General features: G+C 40.5%; 15 protein-coding genes. 11 read left to right on the top strand and 4 right to left on the bottom strand.

From position 1 onward, the window contains the following. Positions 1–55: 55 nt before the first annotated feature. Positions 56–355, bottom strand: a complete 300-nt coding sequence (locus D8804_RS03565) for a DUF1827 family protein (RefSeq protein WP_000767190.1) — start codon at positions 353–355, stop codon at positions 56–58. A gap of 58 nt (positions 356–413) precedes the next feature. Beyond that, the gene (locus tag D8804_RS03560; RefSeq protein WP_125398855.1) at positions 414–866 is read right to left on the bottom strand and encodes an NUDIX hydrolase; all 453 of its coding nucleotides are present in this window, start codon (positions 864–866) and stop codon (positions 414–416) included. A 175-nt stretch (positions 867–1,041) separates the two neighbouring features. Between D8804_RS03560 and D8804_RS03555 the strand changes: the two genes are divergently transcribed. Both D8804_RS03555 and D8804_RS03550 read left to right on the top strand, forming a co-directional pair. Continuing rightward, positions 1,042–1,944 carry a helix-turn-helix transcriptional regulator gene (locus tag D8804_RS03555; protein ID WP_125398854.1) on the top strand — a complete coding sequence of 301 codons (903 nt, stop codon included), beginning with the start codon at positions 1,042–1,044 and terminating at the stop codon, positions 1,942–1,944. Between the two features lie 54 nt (positions 1,945–1,998). Beyond that, entirely contained in the window at positions 1,999–2,613 is a 615-nt protein-coding gene (locus tag D8804_RS03550) for a GyrI-like domain-containing protein (protein ID WP_125398853.1), read from the top strand. 43 nt (positions 2,614–2,656) lie between these two features. Here D8804_RS03550 and D8804_RS03545 read toward each other — a convergent pair whose 3' ends face one another. Both D8804_RS03545 and D8804_RS03540 read right to left on the bottom strand, forming a co-directional pair. After that, the gene (locus D8804_RS03545; protein WP_125398852.1) at positions 2,657–4,915 is read right to left on the bottom strand and encodes an ATP-dependent Clp protease ATP-binding subunit; all 2,259 of its coding nucleotides are present in this window, start codon (positions 4,913–4,915) and stop codon (positions 2,657–2,659) included. Positions 4,916–5,152: 237 nt separating this feature from the next. After that, positions 5,153–5,383 (bottom strand): DUF1797 family protein, encoded by a 231-nt coding sequence (locus D8804_RS03540; protein ID WP_000443579.1) that lies wholly within the window; start codon positions 5,381–5,383, stop codon positions 5,153–5,155. A 190-nt stretch (positions 5,384–5,573) separates the two neighbouring features. Between D8804_RS03540 and D8804_RS03535 the strand changes: the two genes are divergently transcribed. From D8804_RS03535 to D8804_RS03495, 9 genes are all read left to right on the top strand, one after another. After that, positions 5,574–6,257 carry an amino acid ABC transporter permease gene (locus D8804_RS03535; protein ID WP_125398851.1) on the top strand — a complete coding sequence of 228 codons (684 nt, stop codon included), beginning with the start codon at positions 5,574–5,576 and terminating at the stop codon, positions 6,255–6,257. Next, positions 6,257–6,991 carry an amino acid ABC transporter ATP-binding protein gene (locus D8804_RS03530; protein ID WP_000140929.1) on the top strand — a complete coding sequence of 245 codons (735 nt, stop codon included), beginning with the start codon at positions 6,257–6,259 and terminating at the stop codon, positions 6,989–6,991. Before D8804_RS03535 ends, D8804_RS03530 begins: the two co-directional genes overlap by 1 nt. Before the next feature lie 33 nt (positions 6,992–7,024). Continuing rightward, positions 7,025–7,345, top strand: a complete 321-nt coding sequence (locus D8804_RS03525) for a TfoX/Sxy family protein (RefSeq protein ID WP_125398850.1) — start codon at positions 7,025–7,027, stop codon at positions 7,343–7,345. 149 nt (positions 7,346–7,494) lie between these two features. Beyond that, positions 7,495–8,352 (top strand): bifunctional methylenetetrahydrofolate dehydrogenase/methenyltetrahydrofolate cyclohydrolase, encoded by an 858-nt coding sequence (locus D8804_RS03520; RefSeq protein ID WP_185758230.1) that lies wholly within the window; start codon positions 7,495–7,497, stop codon positions 8,350–8,352. A gap of 4 nt (positions 8,353–8,356) precedes the next feature. Then, the gene (locus D8804_RS03515) at positions 8,357–9,130 is read left to right on the top strand and encodes an HAD hydrolase family protein (RefSeq protein WP_125398848.1); all 774 of its coding nucleotides are present in this window, start codon (positions 8,357–8,359) and stop codon (positions 9,128–9,130) included. 343 nt (positions 9,131–9,473) lie between these two features. Further along, positions 9,474–16,685: an SIALI-17 repeat-containing surface protein gene (locus D8804_RS03510; RefSeq protein ID WP_125398847.1), complete on the top strand. Its 7,212-nt coding sequence runs from the start codon at positions 9,474–9,476 to the stop codon at positions 16,683–16,685. 239 nt (positions 16,686–16,924) lie between these two features. Continuing rightward, positions 16,925–17,746, top strand: coding sequence for a phosphate ABC transporter ATPase (locus D8804_RS03505; protein WP_125398846.1), 822 nt, complete (start codon positions 16,925–16,927; stop codon positions 17,744–17,746). A gap of 14 nt (positions 17,747–17,760) precedes the next feature. Continuing rightward, positions 17,761–18,612 (top strand): NAD(P)H-hydrate dehydratase, encoded by an 852-nt coding sequence (locus D8804_RS03500; RefSeq protein WP_125398845.1) that lies wholly within the window; start codon positions 17,761–17,763, stop codon positions 18,610–18,612. 207 nt (positions 18,613–18,819) lie between these two features. After that, positions 18,820–21,309, top strand: coding sequence for a bifunctional DnaQ family exonuclease/ATP-dependent helicase (locus D8804_RS03495; RefSeq protein ID WP_398575036.1), 2,490 nt, complete (start codon positions 18,820–18,822; stop codon positions 21,307–21,309). Positions 21,310–21,311: the final 2 nt, after the last annotated feature.

Genomic DNA, 21,311 nt, shown 5'->3' with positions numbered 1-21,311 from the left:
AGCTGTGCACTACCAATCTTTTTTGCAAAAGAAAACCAGCTCTAGGCTGGCTTTCTTATTTTGTAGGAATAGAAATTTCAATCAATTTGTCTGAATAGAGGGTCTTGATATTGGCTTCATCGATCTTATCTTTATCAATTTTGCGCTTCATGAAGAAGTCTTGGATGGTTTCGATTTCTGGTTCACGAATAGCGCGGTGTTTGTTGGAAATGAGGATTTCATAGTGAAGCGGAGCTTGTGTGAAAATCACATCTGTGTTCCCAGCTGAATAAACCTCAACAAGAGTTGCGTCAGTACTTTCTAATTGGCTTTTAACAAGTTGCGAGTGTGAATTAGTCGTGTTGATAAGCTTCATAATAGTTCCTCCGATTTTCTAACTCTATTATAGCACTTTTTGGATAAAATCGTGTATTTTAGTCAATTCCATGATGGATTTTCCAAGCTTCTACTCCCCATTTATGGCTACCACGTTTGAGTTTTTCTATTGCCTCGTCAATAGGAAACCAAGCAATATGATTAAAATCTTCCAATGGCTTTTGTACTTCTTGGAAAGAAATGGCTTCGTAGAGATAAGCTGGATTGTAGTAGTAGGCATCGCGGTGACGAGAGTAGAAATACTCATCAGCTTGACCATAATAGGTTCCGATTTCAGCTGTAAAACCAAGTTCTTCGATTAGTTCTCTTTTCAGTGCCTTTTGATGATCTTCGCCTGCTTCAATCTCTCCACCTGGCAAGAACCAAGCACCATTGGGAGCTTGAACTAGGACAATTTGTTTTTTTTCTGTATCAGGAATAACTGCGTAAACTCCATAGCGGGGTTGGTAGGTTACATTCTCTTTTTTTTCACCAAAAGTTGGGTTTGCCATTGCATTTTCCTCATTCTCTAGTATCTTTATTATTATCATAATGGACGGGGGGCTAGCTGTCAAGAATAAACCAACGAACTTGTGAAAAAAAGTTACTCTGTCTTGATCAATACTTGTCTAGTTAAACTTTCCAACCCTAGCACTATAACTGGTATAATAAAAGAGAGGTGATTTTATGGCAGAATCAAGACTATTTCGTATCCTATATCAACTTTTAGAAAAAGGCAGTACAACGGCTCCTGAATTAGCTCGATTGTTTGAAGTATCTGTACGTACGATTTATCGTGATATTGAGCGGTTGAGTATAGCTGGGATTCCCCTATATTCAGTACCTGGAAAAGCGGGCGGAATCTTTTTAATGAAGGACTTTGTTCTGGATCGTACTCTAGTATCTGAGGATGAAAAATTAGAACTTCTGTCAGCTTTGCAAGGGATTCAAGCCCTGACCGATGATAGGCAAGACCTGTTACTTGAAAAATTGGAATCTATTTTTCAAGTTTCTACCAGCCCTTGGATAGAAGTAGACTTGACTGACTGGAGAAAGCGAGAAGGTCAAAAAGAATTATTCGATAACATCAAACATGCTATTCTAGAGAAAAGGCAACTGGTGATCACTTATCTAGGTGGGAGTGGTCAGAAAACGATTCGTACAGTCGAGCCCTTTAGACTCATATTTAAAAAGAGAGATTGGTATCTTTATGCCTACTGTTGTTTGAAGGAAGAGTGGCGTTTTTTCAAATTATCCAGAATTAGGAATTATCACCTAACAACTGAAACTATGAATCAGAAAAATGTGATGGATTTGGTTGATGCCTCGGATCAAGTAGCAAATCAAATCAAAGTTTCCTTGAAGTTTAGCCCCAAGCTTGCTTTCCGGGTTTATGAAGATTTTTCAGAAGATGAGATTAGCTTGGGTAAAGATGGATGTTATTATGTAAAGACAGTCCTACCAGAGCATGAAAGTCTGTATACTTACCTCCTATCTTATCTAGATGGGGTGGAAATACTCGCCCCCAATCATCTGAAGAAGGAATTGCTTTCTAGATTAGAAAAAATCCAAAAACTTTACAAACCTTGACAAAAGATGTCAGGGTTTTGGTGCTATACTAGAGATAGAAAGGAGAAGAACCAAATGAAATACGAATGGAGAAAAGAAGCGAAAGATCTTTATCAAGTGAAAGCTAGGCCCAGTATCTTGCAGGTACCAGGTCAATCCTATATCGTGATTGATGATAAAGGTGATCCAAATCAAGAAGATTTTTCAGAACGCGTAGGGACTTTATATGCCTTAGCTTATGCGATAAAGATGAAGTATAAAAAAGCTCCTATGAATGAGGTTTACACTGATTTCACTGTCTTTCCTTTAGAAGGTGTATGGAAAAAGGAGAAGGAGGGAGAACTGGTAAAAAGTGAGCTTTCTTATAGTATTATGATTAGGCAACCCGATTTTATTACGAGAGAACTATTTGAGGAAGCTCTGAATGAGGTCAAAATCAAGAAACCAAATCCTCTCTATGAGGCTATTCGTTTTGAAAAAATAGAAGAAGGCCAAAGCCTTGCTATGCTTCATGTAGGACCTTTTGATACTGAAAATGAGACTTTTACAGAGATGGAGCATTTTTGTCAACTTCATAAACTCAAAAGAACTTCGGAAATCCATCGAGAAATCTATCTCAATAACCTTCATCGAACGGAGCCAAGCAAATTGAAAACAATTCTTCGCTATCAAGTTCAAGAAGAGAATTAAAAAAGAGAACAGGAAATCTTGTTCCCTGTTCCTTTTATGAGATTTATTCTTCTATTTCAGAAGCAATCTCTTCTATTTTTTCAGTTTTTTTGGCAGATTTGATTTGAATCTTACCATTGCTTGTCATGACTGCCTTGAGGGCTTTCTCACTTGGATTTTCAAGGTAGAAGTCAGTGATGGCGTCCTCGATATGGTCTTGAATGGTACGACGGAGTGGCCGTGCCCCCATTTTTGGATCATATCCCAAGTCAACCAACTTTTCCTTGACCTTGTCTGTCACATCGAGGTGGATATTGTTGCTAGAGAGGCGTTTGTTGACATCTGCTAGCATGAGTTCGACGATTTGGAGAAGGTTGTCCTTGCTAAGAGCTTTAAACTCGATGATGCCGTCAAAACGGTTCATAAATTCTGGGCTAAAGAAGTTGCCGAGTTCACCGAGAACAGAGTTGGTTCGACCTTCACGAGCTGCCCCAAAACCAACACTGGCTTCGGCCTTACCAGTACCCGCATTTGAGGTCATGATAATGATAGCATCCTTAAAGCTAACTGTACGTCCTTGCCCATCAGTCAAACGACCATCGTCCAAGACTTGGAGGAACATGTGCATGACATCTGGGTGGGCTTTTTCAACTTCATCGAGAAGGATGAGAGAGTAGGGATTGCGACGAACTTTTTCTGTTAATTGACCCGCTTCATCGTAGCCTACATAGCCTGGAGGGGCACCGACTAATTTAGCCACACTGTGTTTTTCCATGTATTCACTCATATCAAAGCGAATCATGCTGTCAGCAGAACCAAAGAGTTCAATGGCTAGTTGTTTGGAAAGTTCTGTCTTACCGACACCAGTTGGTCCGACAAAGAGGAAACTTCCGATTGGGCGGTTAGGAGTTCCAAGTCCAACACGATTACGACGGATGGCTTTGGCAATCTTATCGACAGCCTCATCTTGTCCGATAACATGGGACTTGAGGTCGTCTGCTAGATGGATCAATTGAGACTGTTCTTTTTCTTTGAGTTCTCCAACAGGAATATTGGTTTTCTGCTCAATGATATGCTCAATGGTTTTCTCGCTAATGATAGGAGTATCCTGATCGGTCACCTTGTTTTTCTGCATTTCCTTGTACTTGGCAATCTGATCACGGAAGTAGGCAGCTTTTTCAAAGTCTTCCTCTCGTGTAGCTTGAGCCTTGAGATTCTCAGCCTCAATTAAACGCTGGTCAATCACTTTGGGATCCACAAAGTTCAAGGTCAAGTTCATCTTAGAACCAGCTTCGTCCAAAAGGTCAATAGCCTTGTCTGGCAAGAAGCGGTCTTGGATGTAGCGGTTGGAAAGATTTGCAGCTGCCTCGATAGCAGCATCAGTATACTTGACGTGATGGTAGTCTTCGTATTTCTTTTGAATCCCTTTGAGGATGGTAATGGTTTCTCCGACAGTTGGTTCATCTACCTTGACAGGCTGCATCCGACGCTCCAAAGCAGCATCTTTTTCAATGATGCGGTATTCATTAAGAGTAGTAGCGCCAACCAATTGCAACTCACCACGAGCAAGGGCAGGTTTGAGGATATTTCCTGCATCCATATTGCCATCGCCCGCAGATCCTGCACCGACAATTTCATGGATTTCATCGATAAAGAGAATGATGTCCTCGCGTTTGCGAATTTCTTCCATGAGCTTTTGCATGCGTTCTTCAAATTGGCCTCGAATCCCCGTCCCTTGGACTAGACTGACCACATCCAGACGGATGACCTGCTTGCCTTGGAGTTTATGGGGAACATCACCATCGACAATTTTTTGAGCCAGACCTTCAACAACGGCTGTTTTACCAACACCTGGTTCTCCGATGAGGACAGGATTGTTTTTTGTTCGACGGTTGAGGATTTCGATAACACGGATAATCTCCTCATCTCGACCGATAACAGGGTCAATATCCCCACGACGGGCAATCTCAGTTACGTTGATACCATATTCCTCTAGGAGTCCTCTTTCTTGGCTAGGAGGTGTTTGAAGTGGACCACGGTTTTGAGGTCCGTATCCCCCATCGCCCCCATATCCTCCACCTGATTGAGTTGGGGGAACGTTATTTGAAGAAGCCCTGAAATTATTCAAATCATTGAAAAAGTCTCCAAAAGGATCAAAGTCTCGATTGTTTAGGTCAGTCATTCCTTTAAAGAGGGTATTGTTTGGATCCGTTTTGATAATTTTATAGCAATTTTGACAGAGATCAATTTGCTTTTGCTGTCCATTGATATTGGTATACAGATGAATTGTTGAGTCGTTTATTTTACAGTTTTGACAGAGCATACATCTACCTCATTTCATTCTTATTCTTGGCTTAATAAAAAGGTCAAAAATAGTCAAAGTTTTATACTCTCATTATAGCATGATTAAGGTGTAAAGCAAGTAAAAAGATTGGGAAGTGTTCGTTTTTAAAAGAAGAATTCAAGGAGAATCAAGCGACATTGAGGGCAAGAAAAAATCCCATTGCGGGGACAAAAAGGATTCTCGTTCATCAGTCAGGTTTTCCCTACTGATTTTTTATTAGTAAAGGAGTTCGTAGATCTCCATTGCAATCAAGTCAATACTATCAAAGGTATAGGTTTCACGTGCTTCAACATCGCGAAGGGTGAAGAGTGATCCATTTTCTTCGTCATAGCTGTAAGCAACTTCTGCAACAACAACTCCTTCACGTTCAAAATTACGTTTTAGATTTCCGCCATCTTTTGTCATAGCTTCTAGGCGGTTGATGATTCTAACCAAATGTGATTCCATTATGATTCTCCTCCATTTCTTATCGTTACTATTTTACCATAAACCACGGGGACTTGACTAGAAAAAACTAAGATTTCTCGCTATTTCTCTTTTGCATAAAATTATTGGTGAAAATCAGTGGGAAAAGATTGAATTTTAATTCAATACATGTTATAATCATACAATCTGATATTTAGAAAGCTGAGTTTATATGAATTTTTCCTTTTTACCAAAGTATTTACCTTATTTTAATTATGGTGCTCTTATCACTGTAGTGATTTCAATTCTGGTAGTCTTTTTCGGTACCATTCTAGGTGTCTTATTGGCCTTTGCTCAGCGATCACGCTTTAAACCGCTTGTTTGGTTTGCAAATGTCTATATATGGATTTTCCGTGGAACTCCGATGATGGTTCAGATTATGATTGCCTTTGCCCTTATGCATATCAACGCTCCGACTATCCAAGTGGGAATTTTAGGAGTTGATCTTTCTCGTTTAATTCCAGGTATTCTGATTATCTCGATGAATAGTGGTGCCTATGTGTCTGAAACTGTTCGTGCAGGGATCAATGCAGTTCCTAAAGGGCAGTTAGAGGCGGCTTATTCCTTGGGTATTCGTCCCAAAAATGCTATGCGTTATGTTATTTTGCCACAGGCAATCAAGAATATTTTGCCAGCATTGGGAAATGAATTTATTACCATTATCAAGGATAGTTCGCTTTTGTCAGCAATCGGTGTCATGGAACTTTGGAATGGAGCTACAACGGTAGCAACGACGACCTATCTACCTTTAACGCCTCTCTTATTTGCAGCCTTTTATTACTTGATTATAACTTCTGTTTTGACAGTGGCTTTGAAGGCATTTGAAAATTACATTGGACAAGGAGACAAAAAATAATGACAGAAACCTTGATAAAAATCGAAGGCTTGCATAAGTCTTTTGGGAAGAATGAAGTCTTGAAAGGGATTGATCTTGAGATCAAAAGAGGGGAAGTTGTGGTAATTATCGGTCCGTCAGGTAGCGGGAAATCAACCCTTCTTCGTTCGATGAATCTTCTCGAGGAAGCAAGTAAGGGAAAGGTTATCTTTGAAGGTGTCGATATTACGGATAAGAAGAATGACCTTTTTGCGATGCGCGAAAAGATGGGCATGGTATTCCAACAATTCAACCTTTTTCCAAATATGACGGTCATGGAAAACATCACCCTGTCTCCAATCAAAACCAAAGGGGAAAGCAAGGAAGTAGCGGAGAAAAGAGCGCAAGAACTGCTAGAAAAAGTTGGCCTACCAGATAAGGCGACGGCCTATCCACAGAGTTTGTCAGGTGGTCAGCAACAACGGATTGCCATTGCACGTGGACTTGCTATGGAACCAGATGTTTTGCTTTTTGATGAGCCGACTTCAGCCCTAGACCCTGAGATGGTTGGAGAAGTTCTAGCTGTGATGCAAGACCTTGCTAAATCAGGGATGACTATGGTGATTGTGACTCATGAAATGGGCTTTGCGCGTGAGGTAGCAGACCGTGTTATTTTTATGGCGGATGGAGTTGTTGTCGAAGATGGAAGGCCAGAGGAGATTTTCGATCAAACAAAAGAACAACGGACCAAGGAATTTTTGAGTAAGGTTTTGTAATACCTCATTTTTAGAAGAAGTGGAGTGAAAATCATGGCTTCAAGTAAGGAATATTTAGCCTTTATTCTCGATCAGTTTTCGGAGCTAGAGGAGATGAGTTATCGTCCAATGATGGGAGAGTATATCCTTTATTATCGTGGGAAGATTATTGGGGGAATCTATGATAATCGTTTGTTATTGAAGCCTGTGAAGGTGATCATGGATCAACTGGGCCAGACAAGACTTGAACGTCCTTATAAAGGAGCTAAGGAGATGATTTTACTAGAAGACCTTGAAGACAAGTTATTTCTAGAGAGACTAATTAAGGAGATGTACGAAGTTTTGCCTGTTCCTAAGGTCAAAAAGAAAGCATGATAGACTTGCCTAAGATAAATAGGCACTAAAAGCTTGATAAGAGCTTTTTCTTATAGTTTCAAACTATAAGGTCTATTAGTCAAGAAGTGTTAGAATGCCAAGGTATTTTTTGATATAATAGAAGATATTTGATAGAAAAGAGAAGAAAAATGGCACAGATTATTGATGGGAAGGCTCTTGCAGCTAAGTTACAAGGACAGTTGGCTGAAAAGACTGCCAAACTAAAAGAAGAAACAGGTCTAGTTCCAGGCTTGGTGGTGATTTTGGTGGGGGACAATCCTGCCAGTCAAGTTTACGTTCGCAACAAGGAACGGTCAGCTCTTGCTGCTGGCTTCCGTAGTGAAGTTGTGCGAGTTCCAGAGACCATTACCCAAGCGGAATTGTTGGACTTGATTGCTAAATACAATCAAGATTCAGCTTGGCATGGGATTTTGGTTCAGTTACCTTTACCCAAACATATCGATGAAGAGGCAGTTTTATTAGCCATTGACCCGGAAAAAGACGTGGATGGTTTCCATCCCCTAAACATGGGACGCCTCTGGTCTGGTCATCCAGTTATGATTCCTTCGACACCTGCAGGAATTATGGAGATGTTTCATGAGTATGGGATTGACCTGGAAGGTAAAAATGCGGTTGTTATCGGTCGTTCAAATATCGTTGGAAAACCGATGGCTCAGCTTCTTTTGGCTAAAAATGCAACTGTGACCTTGACTCACTCACGCACCCATCATCTTGCTAAGGTTGCTGCTAAGGCAGATATTCTTGTGGTTGCAATCGGTCGCGCTAAGTTTGTAACTGCTGACTTTGTCAAACCAGGAGCGGTTGTCATTGACGTTGGGATGAACCGAGATGAAAATGGAAAGCTTTGTGGAGATGTTGACTATGATGCCGTTGCACCACTCGCTAGCCACATCACACCTGTCCCAGGTGGAGTTGGTCCTATGACCATTACCATGCTGATGGAGCAAACCTATCAGGCAGCGCTTCGAACACTGAACAAGGATTAGGAAAATGAAATTCGTATTTGACCTAGATGGGACTCTGTCTTTCGACTATATGACCATAGATGAGGAGATTCAGCAGGTTCTTTTAAAGGCTGAAGATTATGGGCATGAGGTTGTGTTTGCCTCAGCCCGCTCTTATCGGGATTGCTTGGGTTTATTAGGCCCTGAACTCAGTCAGCGCTTGGTTATAGGTTTGAATGGAGGCGTAGCCTACCATCTGGGACAGGCTATCTATGAAAGGAATCTCGATGCTAGAGTTTATCAGGCGCTAGTGGATTATTGCCAGACCTATAATCTCCCTTTCTTTGCAGATGATTGCTTTGACTTTAGTGGTCAGATTGTAGAGAAGATTCCATTTATCTCTAGTGTGGATCCCCTAAAGGTAGCTCGTCATCAGAAACTCGAGGACTTGGGTACTCCGATTAAGGTAGTCGTTTATATGGGCGACCATGAGGATTTGCTTGATGATCTGCTTGGTCAGTTAGAAAGACTGGGGCAGGCTCATCTGTCTTATCATGCGCATGAAAAGTGTCTTTATGTCAACCCCTTAGATACTCACAAGGCTACAACAGTTGAAACGTTATGTGGGGAAAACTTCATCGCCTTTGGAAATGATCAAAACGATATTGAACTGTTTAAGACATCTCTTTATTCAGTTCAGATAGGAGACTTTGCTGGCCTTACTCCATATGCAGATGAAACGTTAGAGCTAAAAGGAGCTCCTTCTCCAGCAGTAGCAGCCAAAATCTTACAGACTTTTGCGGAATTTAAGGGAAAATAGTGTAGAAGGAGGTTCGCCTTCTTTTTATGTAGAGTAATGCAGTCTATAAACTATAAATTTGAAGTTTGAAAAAGATATTAATGGAATTCAATTTGTAGTAGAAAGAGTCTAGAACCGAAAGCTATTTTCATTGCAACTATTCCTTTTAAATGAACTTTTCTTGTATAATATTTTATTAGGTCAAATTGATGGAAAATAATTGCAATATAAGGTGTGTTTTGATATATTTAATATATAAAATATATTATAAAACTTGGTACTTGTTTGTGTATTCAGAAGGAGGTTATTTTTAAAAATAAAGTAAACGCTTACTTTGTATCAAGAAAAAGAAATGAGGATTTTAATGAACAAAAGACTTTTTGATAAACGTTGTCATTATAGCATTCGTAAATTTGCAATAGGTGCGGCATCTGTGATGATTGGGGCTAGTATATTTGGTATTTCTGCTGTCCAAGCTGAGGAGTTGGCTTCATCCAATGCTCAAACAGAAGAAACAACTGTTCATCAAGCTCAACCTTTAGATAAGCTTCCCGATGATGTGGCAGCTGCTATCGCAAAGGCTGATGAGAATGGTGGGCGTGAGTTTGTAAAACCAAAAGCTGAATCTGCAGAAGATAAAGTTGCTAAGGATACAGAACCTACTACACCTGCTAATGAGGGTAGTCGTGAATTGGCTAGTCCTAAAGTGGAAACTCCAAATAAAGTAGAAGAAGGAACTAAGGTTGAGGACAAACAGAAATCTGAAGAGGCAAAGCCAAAGCCTGTTGAATCTGCAGTAAAAGCTGGAACAGAAGTAAAAGAGAATTCTAAAAAAACTTCTGAAAAGGACCAAGTGAAAGCAGACACAGAGATCAAATCTTCTTCTGAAAAATCGCAAGTGCTGTCTAGAGAGTCAAACAAAGCCGAAGTTGAAAAGGAAAAACAGCTATTATCGGAACGAAAACAAGATTTTAATAAAGATTGGTATTTTAAACTAAATGCCCAAGGAGATTTTTCAAAAAAAGATGTGGATGTTCATGATTGGTCTAAATTGAATCTTCCTCATGATTGGAGTATTTATTTTGACTTTGATCACAAATCTCCCGCGCGTAATGAGGGTGGCCAGTTAAATGGTGGAACAGCTTGGTATCGTAAGACTTTCACATTAAATGAAGCTGACAAGAATAAGGATGTTCGTATCAATTTTGATGGGGTTTACATGGATTCAAAAGTCTATGTAAATGGTAAATTTGTCGGACATTATCCAAGCGGCTATAATCATTTTTCATATGATATCACAGAATTTTTAAACAAGGATGGTAGTGAAAATTCAATTACTGTTCAAGTGACCAATAAGCAACCAAGTAGTCGCTGGTATTCAGGAAGTGGGATTTATCGTGATGTAACCCTTAGTTATCGTGATAAAGTTCATGTTGCCGAAAATGGTAATCATATCACTACACCAAAACTTGCTGAGCAAAAAGAAGGGAATGTTGAAACACAGGTTCAGAGTAGGATTAAAAATACGGATAAAAAGGCTACTAAAGTCTTTGTGGAACAACAAATTTTTACTAAGGAAGGTAAGGTTGTTTCAGAATTAGTCCGCTCTGAAACGAAGAATTTAGCAGAAAATGAAACTGCAGATTTCAGACAAACAATCCTAGTTAATAAACCAACTCTTTGGACGACAAAAAGTTATCATCCACAACTGTATGTGCTGAAAACAAAGGTTTATAAAGAAGGTCAACTAGTTGATGTAACAGAAGATACATTTGGTTACCGTTATTTCAATTGGACTGCGAAGGAAGGTTTCTCTCTGAATGGTGAACGTATGAAATTCCACGGGGTAAGTATTCACCATGACAATGGAGCTTTGGGGGCAGAAGAGAATTATAAGGCTACCTATCGTAAATTAAAACTCTTGAAAGATATGGGAGTTAACTCTATTCGAACAACCCACAATCCAGCGAGTCCTCAGTTGCTTGATGCTGCAGCTAGTTTAGGTCTCTTGGTTCAAGAGGAAGCTTTTGATACTTGGTATGGTGGCAAGAAGACTTACGACTATGGACGGTTCTTTGATCAAGATGCAACTCATCCTGAAGCTAAGAAGGGTGAGAAGTGGTCTGATTTTGATCTTAGAACAATGGTAGAACGTGATAAGAACAATCCGTCTATCGTAATGTGGTCTCTTGGAAATGAGGTGGAAGAGGCAAATGGTAGTCCTCGTTCTATCGAGACAGCTAAACGTCTGAAGGCTATTATCAAGGCGATTGATACTGAACGTTATGTCACCATGGGTGAAAATAAATTTAGTCGTGCAGCGACAGGTGATTTCTTGAAACTCGCAGAAATCATGGATGCTGTCGGTATGAACTATGGTGAACGTTTTTATGATGCGGTTCGTAGTGCTCATCCAGACTGGCTCATTTATGGTTCTGAAACCTCTTCAGCTACTAGAACGCGTGATTCTTATTATAACCCTGCTCAAATCCTTGGACATGACAATCGTCCAAATCGTCACTATGAACAATCTGACTATGGTAATGACCGTGTTGGATGGGGAAGAACAGCTACTGAATCATGGACTTTTGACCGTGATCGTGCTGGCTATGCTGGACAATTTATCTGGACAGGAATTGACTATATCGGTGAACCAACTCCATGGCATAACCAAGATAATACACCTGTAAAAAGTTCTTACTTTGGTATCATCGATACGGCTGGTTTACCAAAGAATGATTTCTACCTTTACCGTAGTGAATGGTATAGTGCTAAAGAAAAGCCAACTGTTCGCATTTTACCACATTGGAACTGGACTGAAGAGACCCTTAAGGAACGCAAGATGCTGGTTGATGGAAAGGTTCCGGTTCGTACCTTCTCAAATGCTGCAAGCGTCGAATTGTTCTTAAATGGAGAGTCACTTGGTAAAAAGGAATTTACTAAGAAAACGACAGAAGATGGACGTCCATATCATGAGGGGGCTAAACCAAGTGAATTGTATCTTGAGTGGCTTGTGAAATACCAACCAGGTACACTGACTGCGATTGCTCGAGATGAAAATGGGAATGAAATTGCGCGTGATAGTGTGACAACTGCTGGGGAGCCAGCAAGAGTTCGTCTGACTAAAGAAGAGCATGTTATCACTGCAGATGGAAAAGACCTATCCTACATCCATTACGAAATTGTTGATGGTGATGGGAATGTGGTTCCAACAGCTAACAATCTTGTTCATTTCAATCTTCATGGTCAGGGACAAATCGTTGGTGTGGATAATGGAGAACAAGCTAGTCGTGAACGCTACAAAGCTCAAGCAGATGGAACATGGCAAAGACGTGCTTTCAATGGTAAAGGGGTTGTCATTGTAAAATCAACAGAAAAAGAAGGTAAATTTACTCTTTATGCAGATTCTGCTGGTTTAACTTCTGATAGCGCAACAGTCGCAACTGTGTCTGGTAAGAAAGAAAACCGTCACTTTGTAGCCTTTGCTCCTGTAAAAGCAACAACTGACGTGACAACAAATCCTGAATTGCCTCAAACAGTAACAGCTATTTATAGCGATGGTAGTGTTGAGGAAAAGACTGTAACATGGGACGTGCCATCAGACTTGCTTACAAGTGCAGGTGAAAAGAAAGTCTCTGGACGAGTGGAAGGTTTGGAAACCCCAGCTGAGGCACTTGTTAAAGTGATTGCTTTAGATAGATGGTTACCAAAAGTTGCTACAGTCCCAGTTGGAACGAATGCGGCTGATTTGGATAAAACGGTCACTGCTGTTCTGACAGATGGTAGCTTGATTGATACTGATGTTGTTTCTTGGACCTTGAAAGACCCTGCTGTTTTGAACAAGGAAGGTGGACGTACGGAGGCTACTGGTAAATTGGTAGATGACGACCGTGAAGTGACTGCAACCTTTATCGCAAGTAGTAAGGAAACAACAAGTAGCATTACAGGACTTACTGTTGGGGATAAAGCTCTTGAGAATTTTGAGTCTGGCAAGACCTATTACCGTGTATCTCTTCCTTACACTGGAACAATTCCAAGTGTTGGAGCTCAGACTACCGGATATCAAGTAACTGTTCAGCAAGCTTCTGCTGATAATGGTTATCAGGCTTCTCTCTTCTTGAGTGACCAAAAGGGTGATTTGGTTCAAACTTACTTAATTCAGTTTGTGAAGGAAGCTCCTGCTTTGAAACGTTTGGAAGTGGTTGTAGAAGGAAAAGAAACTGCCACTGAAGATCAAGTATTAACTTATCACGTCATTGGTCGTTATGAGGATGGTTCACAAACAGAATTTTCGGCTTCAGATATTCACTTAGAAGCTAAATCATCTGATGGGGGACATCTTGAGGTGAATGGTCAGAATCTATTGCTCTATACTAAGGGAAGAGTGACTTTGACACCTCGAATCGATAATCAAACAGAGAAAACAGAATCTGTAACTACTGAAGTAGTGATTAAAGAAAATAAAGTTAACAAGAAGATTGTGAAACTGCATCCTGTATCTGTTTCTACAGACATCAATCAGCAACCGAATCTACCTAAAGAAGTTGGAGCAGAATTTGATAAGGGCTTACCACGCAAAGTATCTGTAACTTGGGATAAGGTAGATGAAAAAGAGTTGGGGCACTATCATAGCTTTACGCTTAAAGGACATGTGGAAGGTACAGATATCGAAGCACAAGCGACTGTAACGGTTGAAGGATTGCAAGTTGCAGAGGAAATCAGCCTCACAGTACCTAAGGGTGAGACGGTTCAATTGCCAGCCAATGTCCGGGCTTACCATTCTAACGGAACAACTATCTACAAAGATGTTGTTTGGGATCAGGTTCCAGCTAACTTTAGTCAAACTGAAGGGGTCTATGAAATCAATGGTCGTTTAGTAGGTAGCAATCTGACAACTAAAGCTCATGTTCGAGTGTCTAGTCAAGTGGTTGCTGGAAATAATATCTCTAAACAATGGACAGGTTCACAATTACCAGCTGCCATTGTATCCAATACAGGTGGAGATGATTCAGCCAATACCTTGAACGACTTGACTGTATCAAGAACGCCATCAGATGCTAAAAATAGATGGACGACTTGGAGAACAAATACTGATAATGACTGGGCTTCTATCTTATTTGGTAATTCAGGAGACTTGACGAAACGTTTTGTCAACAATTTGTCGGTTGATTTCTATACTGATGGAGCAATTGGTCTTCCAAAAGAATATGTAGTTGAATATTATGTAGGTAAAGAAATTCCTGATTTACCAAGTGATGTCAGTCATGCGCAACGAGCTAGCAATCATCCATTTAATAATCCAGACAATTGGAAAGCAGTTGAAAACTTACATGCTCCAAGTCAGCTATCTGCAACTCAAACAAATCACTTCACATTTGACAAGGTAGAAACCTATGCTGTTCGTATTCGTATGAAGAAGGCTGATGGAACTTCAGGTGTTGGTCTGACAGAGCTAACTGTCCTTGGAAACAAGGTAGTAAGCTCTACAAGTTCAGAGATTTCTATCAAGGTAGATGGCAAGGATCTTGAACACTTTAATCCATCTAAGACCGATTACTATATTCCTCAATCTAGCAAAGAAATCACTGCAACAGCTAGCAATAATGGTTTGGTAACAGTTGTTCCTGCAACCAGTCCAAAAGGTGCAACACGTCTCATCTTAAAAGCAGAAGATGGTACGGTATTGAAAGAATATAGAATCTTCCGCAATGATGAGAGAGAAACTAGTCAACCTCTTGCTGCAGAAAATAGTGCTAAAATCTTGAATGTTGGAGATGCTCTTCAACTTCCTTCAGAAGTCACTGTTTATTACCCAACTTCAACTACTTGGACTACAGATAAACTGGCAGTGAAATGGGATGCTATTCCTGAACATGCAACAGAGCATGAGGGAACATTTGAAATTACCGGTCATGTCATTGGTACAAATCTAACGACTAAAATGCAGGTGACAGTTGTTTCTAAAGGAAATCAAGTCATTTCAGAAAATCCAAGCAACAATGAAACGGATTCTAAAGCCTTTGCTTCGACAACGAACGATACACAAGCAGCTTCACATGATCGAATTTTCTATATCAATGATGGAAAATACAATGAAGATGGACGTTGGACAAACTGGTCTCGTACTCCGAAAAATGAAGAAACTTCTGTCGGACTACTCTTTAAGAAGGACGGTAAAATTGCCACCCAATCTATTGGAAAAGTAGCTATTCAGTTCTTTAAAGATAGTGGAACAGATGCCCCAGAGAAAATGGTTCTAGAAAGATATATTGGCCCTGCCTTTACAGAACCAAGTACGATTTCTCGTTATGAAGAAAATGCTGACCATCCATTCAACAAGGCAGAAAATTGGGCACCTATTCCTTACAAAGCTTCTGGAGAATTAGTAGCTGGTAAACCAATCGAGTTTAATTTTGATCCGGTTCAAACGACAGCAATTCGTGCTCGCATGACTCGTAAGGCTACTACCAATGGTCTTGCACTTGTAGAATTTACAGCCTACTCTGCAGGCAAGGGAGCAGAAGTGGAAACACCATCAGCGACTATTTCGATCGACGGAAAAGCATTGGAAAACTTTGATCCAAATGTGACAGATTACACTCTAACAACAATGGGTTCAAAACCAAAAGTCACTGCAACAACTAGTGGACATGGAGTAGTTACAGTTGTGGATTCTGGAAATGCCAATCTTCCAACACTGGTTCGTCTTGTTTCCAAAGATGGAAATCTGGTGAAAGAATATCGTTTACACTTTAAGTCTACCTTCCAAACAACACCAACAGAAGGCGTTAAGAACTTAGTAGTAGAAACTCCAAGTTTGGAAATTGAAAAGACTCCGCTTCCGTTTAAAGAAGTTATTCGTGAAAACCCTGAACTTGCTCAAGGTCAACGTCGTATCGTTTCTGAAGGACAAGATGGAGAAAAAGTTGACTATATTCAAGTTTTGGGTACTACTAGAAGTCTTGTTCATTCTGAAGAAAGAAAGGCTCAGGATCGCATTGTTGAAGTAGGAGTGAAAGCATCTATTTCAAGTAGTAAAGGCGAGGAGCCTGCTCCAGTCAATGAAGTTCCAGAATTCAAAGGAGGTGCTAACTTTGTAGAAGCAACAGTGAACGATGTTCCAGAATTCAAAGGCGGTGCTAACTTTGTAGAAGCAGCAGTGAACGATGTTCCAGAATTCAAAGGCGGTGCTAACCTTGTAGAAGCAGCAGTAAATGAAGTTCCAGAATACACAGGAATTCTAGCCACAGTAGGAGATCAAGCAGTACCAAGTGTTGAGAAACCTGAATTTAAGGGTGGCGTTAATGCTGTAATGGCTCTAGAACATAAACTTCCAGAGTACCGTGGTATTCTAGCTACAGTAGGTAATCAACCAGCACCGACAGTAGAAAAACCAGAGTTTAAACTAAGTTCGTTAGAAAAAGCTCAGACTCCAGAAACACCAGTTCAAGTTGCCAAGGAAGACAAGAGATTGCCAGAAACTGGTGAAAAACAGTCAGAAACAGCTGTTTTCTTGGCAGGTGTTACCTTGGCCTTGTCAGCAGCTTTATTAACTGCAAAACTCAAAGAAGATTAGTCTCAGCGTCTAATGACATCCTATTTGTAGATATTAGTCGATGATTAAAAATTGGTTTCTTTTTCAACTATTGTAAGTTGATGGCATCTAAAAACTGGAGAAGACAATCATGGTCTTCTCCAGTTTTATATAGGTGTAAGCAAGAGAGGTGAATTGTACCCCAAAAGTTAGACAGAAAAATAGTAATCCAAATTGCAAGGTGTGTACCTTTTTGTTGTATAATGGAGTGAGGTGATTAGATGATTTTAAAAATTTATAATGGGGAATATAGTTTACAATGGGATGGAATATACTACTTAGCACTAATTGATTATCCAAATATTCAAGAGTGGGAATTAGAAAAAATTGCTAAATTTATAGCTTACGAAAAACTTCATAAACGTCAAACAAGTATTGAGTGTGCTGATTCTTGTTTAAAAGAAGAAATTTTAGATTACATCTGTCAGCATCCCTTTCTGCCACCATTTACCCCTACAGATAAAAGAGTAGCCTTGACTTATGATCTACATAAGAGGTTAGTGACTTCGGACTACTGTAGTCATACTACGACTATAGATGCAGCGATTTCTATCTTTAAAACAGGTCAGCTCTTATCTGCTGTGAACGCCTTTGGGCGAGATGCTGAAGAGTTGGTTTTGGATAGTAGAAATGCTGCATCGGATCCGATAGATTATTTTGACTATGTCATGTTAGGGTGGTCAAATACAAGTTCTGGTTATCGATTAGCGATGGAGCGTTTATTAGGTCGAGCTCCTTCAGATAAAGAATTACAAGAAAAGTTTATTCCTGGAGTGAGTTTTCATTTTATCTATACAGATTTGATTAAAGTTCCTGGTTATATTTTTGATGGCTACCATGTTGCAAAAATTAAGGACATATTGAATTTATTTAGTGAGTTGTATATTTGTATTATTCCAACTCATAATAAGAGCCAATTTGAAAATATTATTCCAACTAAAATACAAGATAGAGTGCATTATCTTGACTATGATGGAGAAGACTTAGAAGAGTGGACTAAGAAAGTCTATCAAGTTGTTTTAAAACAATCAGATAAAGGATAGTTGAGGAAAAAACGATGAAAGTGATTGATCAAGCTTTATTAGAAAAAGTCATTATAGAACGGCCACGTCACAGTCATAAGGGAGATTACGGGCGTCTGCTCTTGCTGGGAGGAACCTATCCTTATGGGGGAGCTATCATCATGTCAGCCATTGCAGCTGTTAAGAGTGGGGCTGGTTTGGTGACTGTTGGCACGGATAAGGAGAATATCCCAGCTCTGCACAGCCATTTACCTGAAGCTATGGCTTTTTCTATAAAGGATAAAGCATCACTAAAGGAACAGATAGAGAAGGCAGAAGTTGTCTTGCTGGGTCCGGGTTTACGAGAGGATGCATTTGGAGAAGAACTTGTAAATCGAGTCTTTGACAGCCTTAGAAGAGACCAGATTTTGATTGCAGATGGCGGTGCTTTGGGCATCTTAGCAAAAGGACAGTTACCATTTCCTTCTAGTCAGGTCATCCTAACTCCCCACCAAAAGGAATGGGAAAGACTATCTGGCACAGCTCTTGAACATCAAAATACAGAGATGACTGCTAGAGCTCTTGCATCTTTTCCTCAAGGAATGATTCTTGTCGAGAAAGGTCCAGCAACACGTATCTGGCAAGCGGGTCAGTCTGATTGTTACCAGTTACAGGTTGGAGGCCCCTATCAAGCAACTGGTGGGATGGGAGATACTTTGGCTGGGATGATTGCTGGTTTTGCAGGCCAGTTTCACCAAGCCAGTCTCTATGAGAGAGTGGTGGTAGCAACCCACCTTCATTCAGCTATTGCGCAAGAACTAGCTCAAGAACATTATGTGGTTTTACCAAGTCAGATTAGCTGTGAAATTCCGAAAACAATGAAAAAAATACCTCAAAAAGGCAACTGAAATCTTAATTGCCTTTTTATGTTTTCACAGCTGATTTGTTTTTCTGGTAAGATTTTCAAATATCTCAGAACCAGCAATCAACTGCTGAACTTACGAGAAATTCTCGCTTTCAAGGTCTTGATTTTTAATTAAACTCACAAGTGAAGCGAGATTGTTATCAAAGTTGAGGGGTGTCAAATCATGCTTTTTTTGATATAATTTTTAATGATGAATGCGAGAAATGATCGGTATGTGGTCGTTGATTTAGAGGCGACAAGCACCGGAAGCAAGGCAAAAATTATTCAAGTAGGCATTGTGGTGATTGAGAATGGTGAAATTGTCGATCAGTATGCGACTGATGTCAATCCCCACGAACCCTTGGATTCTCATATCAAAGAATTAACAGGTCTGACCGATCAGCGTTTGGCTGCGGCGCCAGAGTTTTCTCAGGTGGCTGGAAAAATTTTTGAATTGGTTAAGGACGGTGTTTTTGTTGCGCACAATGTACAATTCGACGCCAACCTCCTTGCGGAATTTCTCTTTTTTGAAGGCTATGAATTGCGTACACCTCGTGTGGATACTGTTGAGCTAGCCCAAGTTCTATATCCTCAGTTTGAAAAGTACAATCTAGGTATCCTTTGTCAAGAGTTGGGGATTGAACTGGAACATGCCCATACCGCCCTGTCAGATGCTCAGGCAACAGCTGAACTCTTGCTTTACATGCGTCAAAAACTCTTTGAGCTACCTAAAGGTCTCTTAGAAAGCTTGTTAGATCTTGCAGATAACCTTCTCTACGAAAGCTACCTGGTGATTGAGGAGGTCTATCAGCAACAATCTCTCCTGTCCTCTCCGGAATTGATAGAACTACATGGGCTTTTCCTGAGAAAGGAAAGTCAAGCCTTAGTCCCACGCAAATTATCCAAAGATTTTGCTAAAAACATTTCCTTATTGGGCTTGGAGGACCGTCCGCAACAGCTGGATTTTGCGGAGAAGATTGAGCAATTATTGGAAGAGCACCAGACTTCCTTTATCCAAGCTCAAACGGGACTGGGCAAGACTTATGGTTATCTCCTCCCAGCTTTGAACTTGGAGAGTCAAGCAGGGATTCTAGTGAGTGTTCCGACCAAAATTCTTCAAAATCAAATCATGCAAGAAGAAGGTCAGCGATTAAAAGAGGTTTTCCATCTGGAGATTCATAGTCTCAAGGGTCCTCAAAATTATTTAAAACTGGACGCCTTTCACAGAGTTCTCCATCGATCTGAGTCCAATCGCCTTTTCACACGCTTTAAAATGCAACTGCTCATCTGGCTAACAGAGACAGAGACAGGTGACTTGGACGAAATCGGGCAACTTTATCGCTACCAGCATTTTCTGCCAGAACTAGTCCACGATGGCAAGCTTTCAAAGAAAAGTTTATTTGCTACAGAGGATTTTTGGAAACGAGGGCAGGACAAGGCCAAGACCAGTCGCGTTCTCTTAACCAATCATGCCTATCTGGTCACTCGTTTGGAAGACAATCCGGAGTTTGTCGACAACCGTTTGGTGATATTGGATGAAGCTCAAAAAATACTGCTAGCTCTCGAAAATCTGGCTCAGCAGGCTTATCGCCTTGAGGAACTTGTAACCCAAATTGAAAAGTCCTTGGAGACAGAGGAAGATTTGGTTCAGAAACGCTTGCTTGAGAGTATCGGCTTTGAATATCGTTACCTGATGGAGCACTATCAGTCAGGTCTGAAGAATGGAAAGTGGTTGGATTCTCTCGAACAGTTGCGCCAGCATTTTTCGGAGCTAGCTCTCCCAGAGTATAGAGAGATTGCAAACTTTTTCACCTCGGACCGTGAATTTTGGCTTGCTGCAACTGAGAAGTCTAGCAAGGATGTCTTGATTTGTTCAAGCAAAAAAGGCCGCTTTGTACTAGCAGACCTATTGCCAGAAGATTGCAGACTCCTAGGAGTATCGGCCACTCTTGAAATCAGCAATCGGGTTTCCCTAGCAGATTTATTGGGATTTCCAGATGCTCCGCTTGTTAAGCTTGATTTAGCAAAGCAGGCCCAACAAGAAGTCTTTCTAGTCAATGACTTTCCTCTTGTGACGGAAGTTTCACCTTTTGACTATGCTAGTGAAGTGGCTTCTGTTATCCGAAGGTTACAAGCCTTTCAAGAAGCCTTATTGGTTTTGTTTACTTCAAAAGAGATGTTGCTGGCAGTTTCGGATTTGCTCGACCAACCGCATCTGGCTCAGTACAAAAATGGGGAACCAAGCCAACTGAAAAAACGTTTTGAAAAAGGTGAACGCCAGATCTTGCTTGGAACAGGCAGTTTCTGGGAAGGAGTTGATTTTTCAACCCATCCTTGCGTGATCCAAGTGATTCCGAGATTGCCTTTCCAAAATCCCCAAGAACCGTTAACCAAAAAATTAAACCAAGAACTACGTCGAGAAGGAAAAAATCCCTTCTATGATTATCAGTTACCGATGGCTATCATTCGGTTAAAACAAGCCTTGGGACGTACTGTTAGACGACCTGACCAAGGTTCGGTTGCTGTGCTTTTAGACAGCCGTGTTGTCAGCAAGCGCTATGGCAAACAAATCGCCCAAACCTTGTCAAAAGAAAGAACTGTTCGAGTCCTTGCTAGAGATCAGCTAGAGCCTGCTGTAGCTGATTTTCTCCAATCCCGTCGCAATAGAATGAAAGAAAAATCCAAGAAAGAGAAAAGGTAAAA

The sequence above is a fragment of the Streptococcus oralis genome (genome assembly GCF_003944215.1).
GTDB lineage: Bacteria > Bacillota > Bacilli > Lactobacillales > Streptococcaceae > Streptococcus > Streptococcus oralis_BI.
Note: the sequence above shows the minus strand (reverse complement) of the source record. Positions and strands in the feature narration are given on the sequence as shown.

Coding starts and splice junctions, on each gene's coding strand:
- D8804_RS03565 (WP_000767190.1), bottom strand. CDS start 355: ATGAAGCTTATCAACACGACTAATTCACACTCGCAACTTGTTAAAAGC.
- D8804_RS03560 (WP_125398855.1), bottom strand. CDS start 866: ATGGCAAACCCAACTTTTGGTGAAAAAAAAGAGAATGTAACCTACCAA.
- D8804_RS03555 (WP_125398854.1), top strand. CDS start 1,042: ATGGCAGAATCAAGACTATTTCGTATCCTATATCAACTTTTAGAAAAA.
- D8804_RS03550 (WP_125398853.1), top strand. CDS start 1,999: ATGAAATACGAATGGAGAAAAGAAGCGAAAGATCTTTATCAAGTGAAA.
- D8804_RS03545 (WP_125398852.1), bottom strand. CDS start 4,915: ATGCTCTGTCAAAACTGTAAAATAAACGACTCAACAATTCATCTGTAT.
- D8804_RS03540 (WP_000443579.1), bottom strand. CDS start 5,383: ATGGAATCACATTTGGTTAGAATCATCAACCGCCTAGAAGCTATGACA.
- D8804_RS03535 (WP_125398851.1), top strand. CDS start 5,574: ATGAATTTTTCCTTTTTACCAAAGTATTTACCTTATTTTAATTATGGT.
- D8804_RS03530 (WP_000140929.1), top strand. CDS start 6,257: ATGACAGAAACCTTGATAAAAATCGAAGGCTTGCATAAGTCTTTTGGG.
- D8804_RS03525 (WP_125398850.1), top strand. CDS start 7,025: ATGGCTTCAAGTAAGGAATATTTAGCCTTTATTCTCGATCAGTTTTCG.
- D8804_RS03520 (WP_185758230.1), top strand. CDS start 7,495: ATGGCACAGATTATTGATGGGAAGGCTCTTGCAGCTAAGTTACAAGGA.
- D8804_RS03515 (WP_125398848.1), top strand. CDS start 8,357: ATGAAATTCGTATTTGACCTAGATGGGACTCTGTCTTTCGACTATATG.
- D8804_RS03510 (WP_125398847.1), top strand. CDS start 9,474: ATGAACAAAAGACTTTTTGATAAACGTTGTCATTATAGCATTCGTAAA.
- D8804_RS03505 (WP_125398846.1), top strand. CDS start 16,925: ATGATTTTAAAAATTTATAATGGGGAATATAGTTTACAATGGGATGGA.
- D8804_RS03500 (WP_125398845.1), top strand. CDS start 17,761: ATGAAAGTGATTGATCAAGCTTTATTAGAAAAAGTCATTATAGAACGG.
- D8804_RS03495 (WP_398575036.1), top strand. CDS start 18,820: ATGAATGCGAGAAATGATCGGTATGTGGTCGTTGATTTAGAGGCGACA.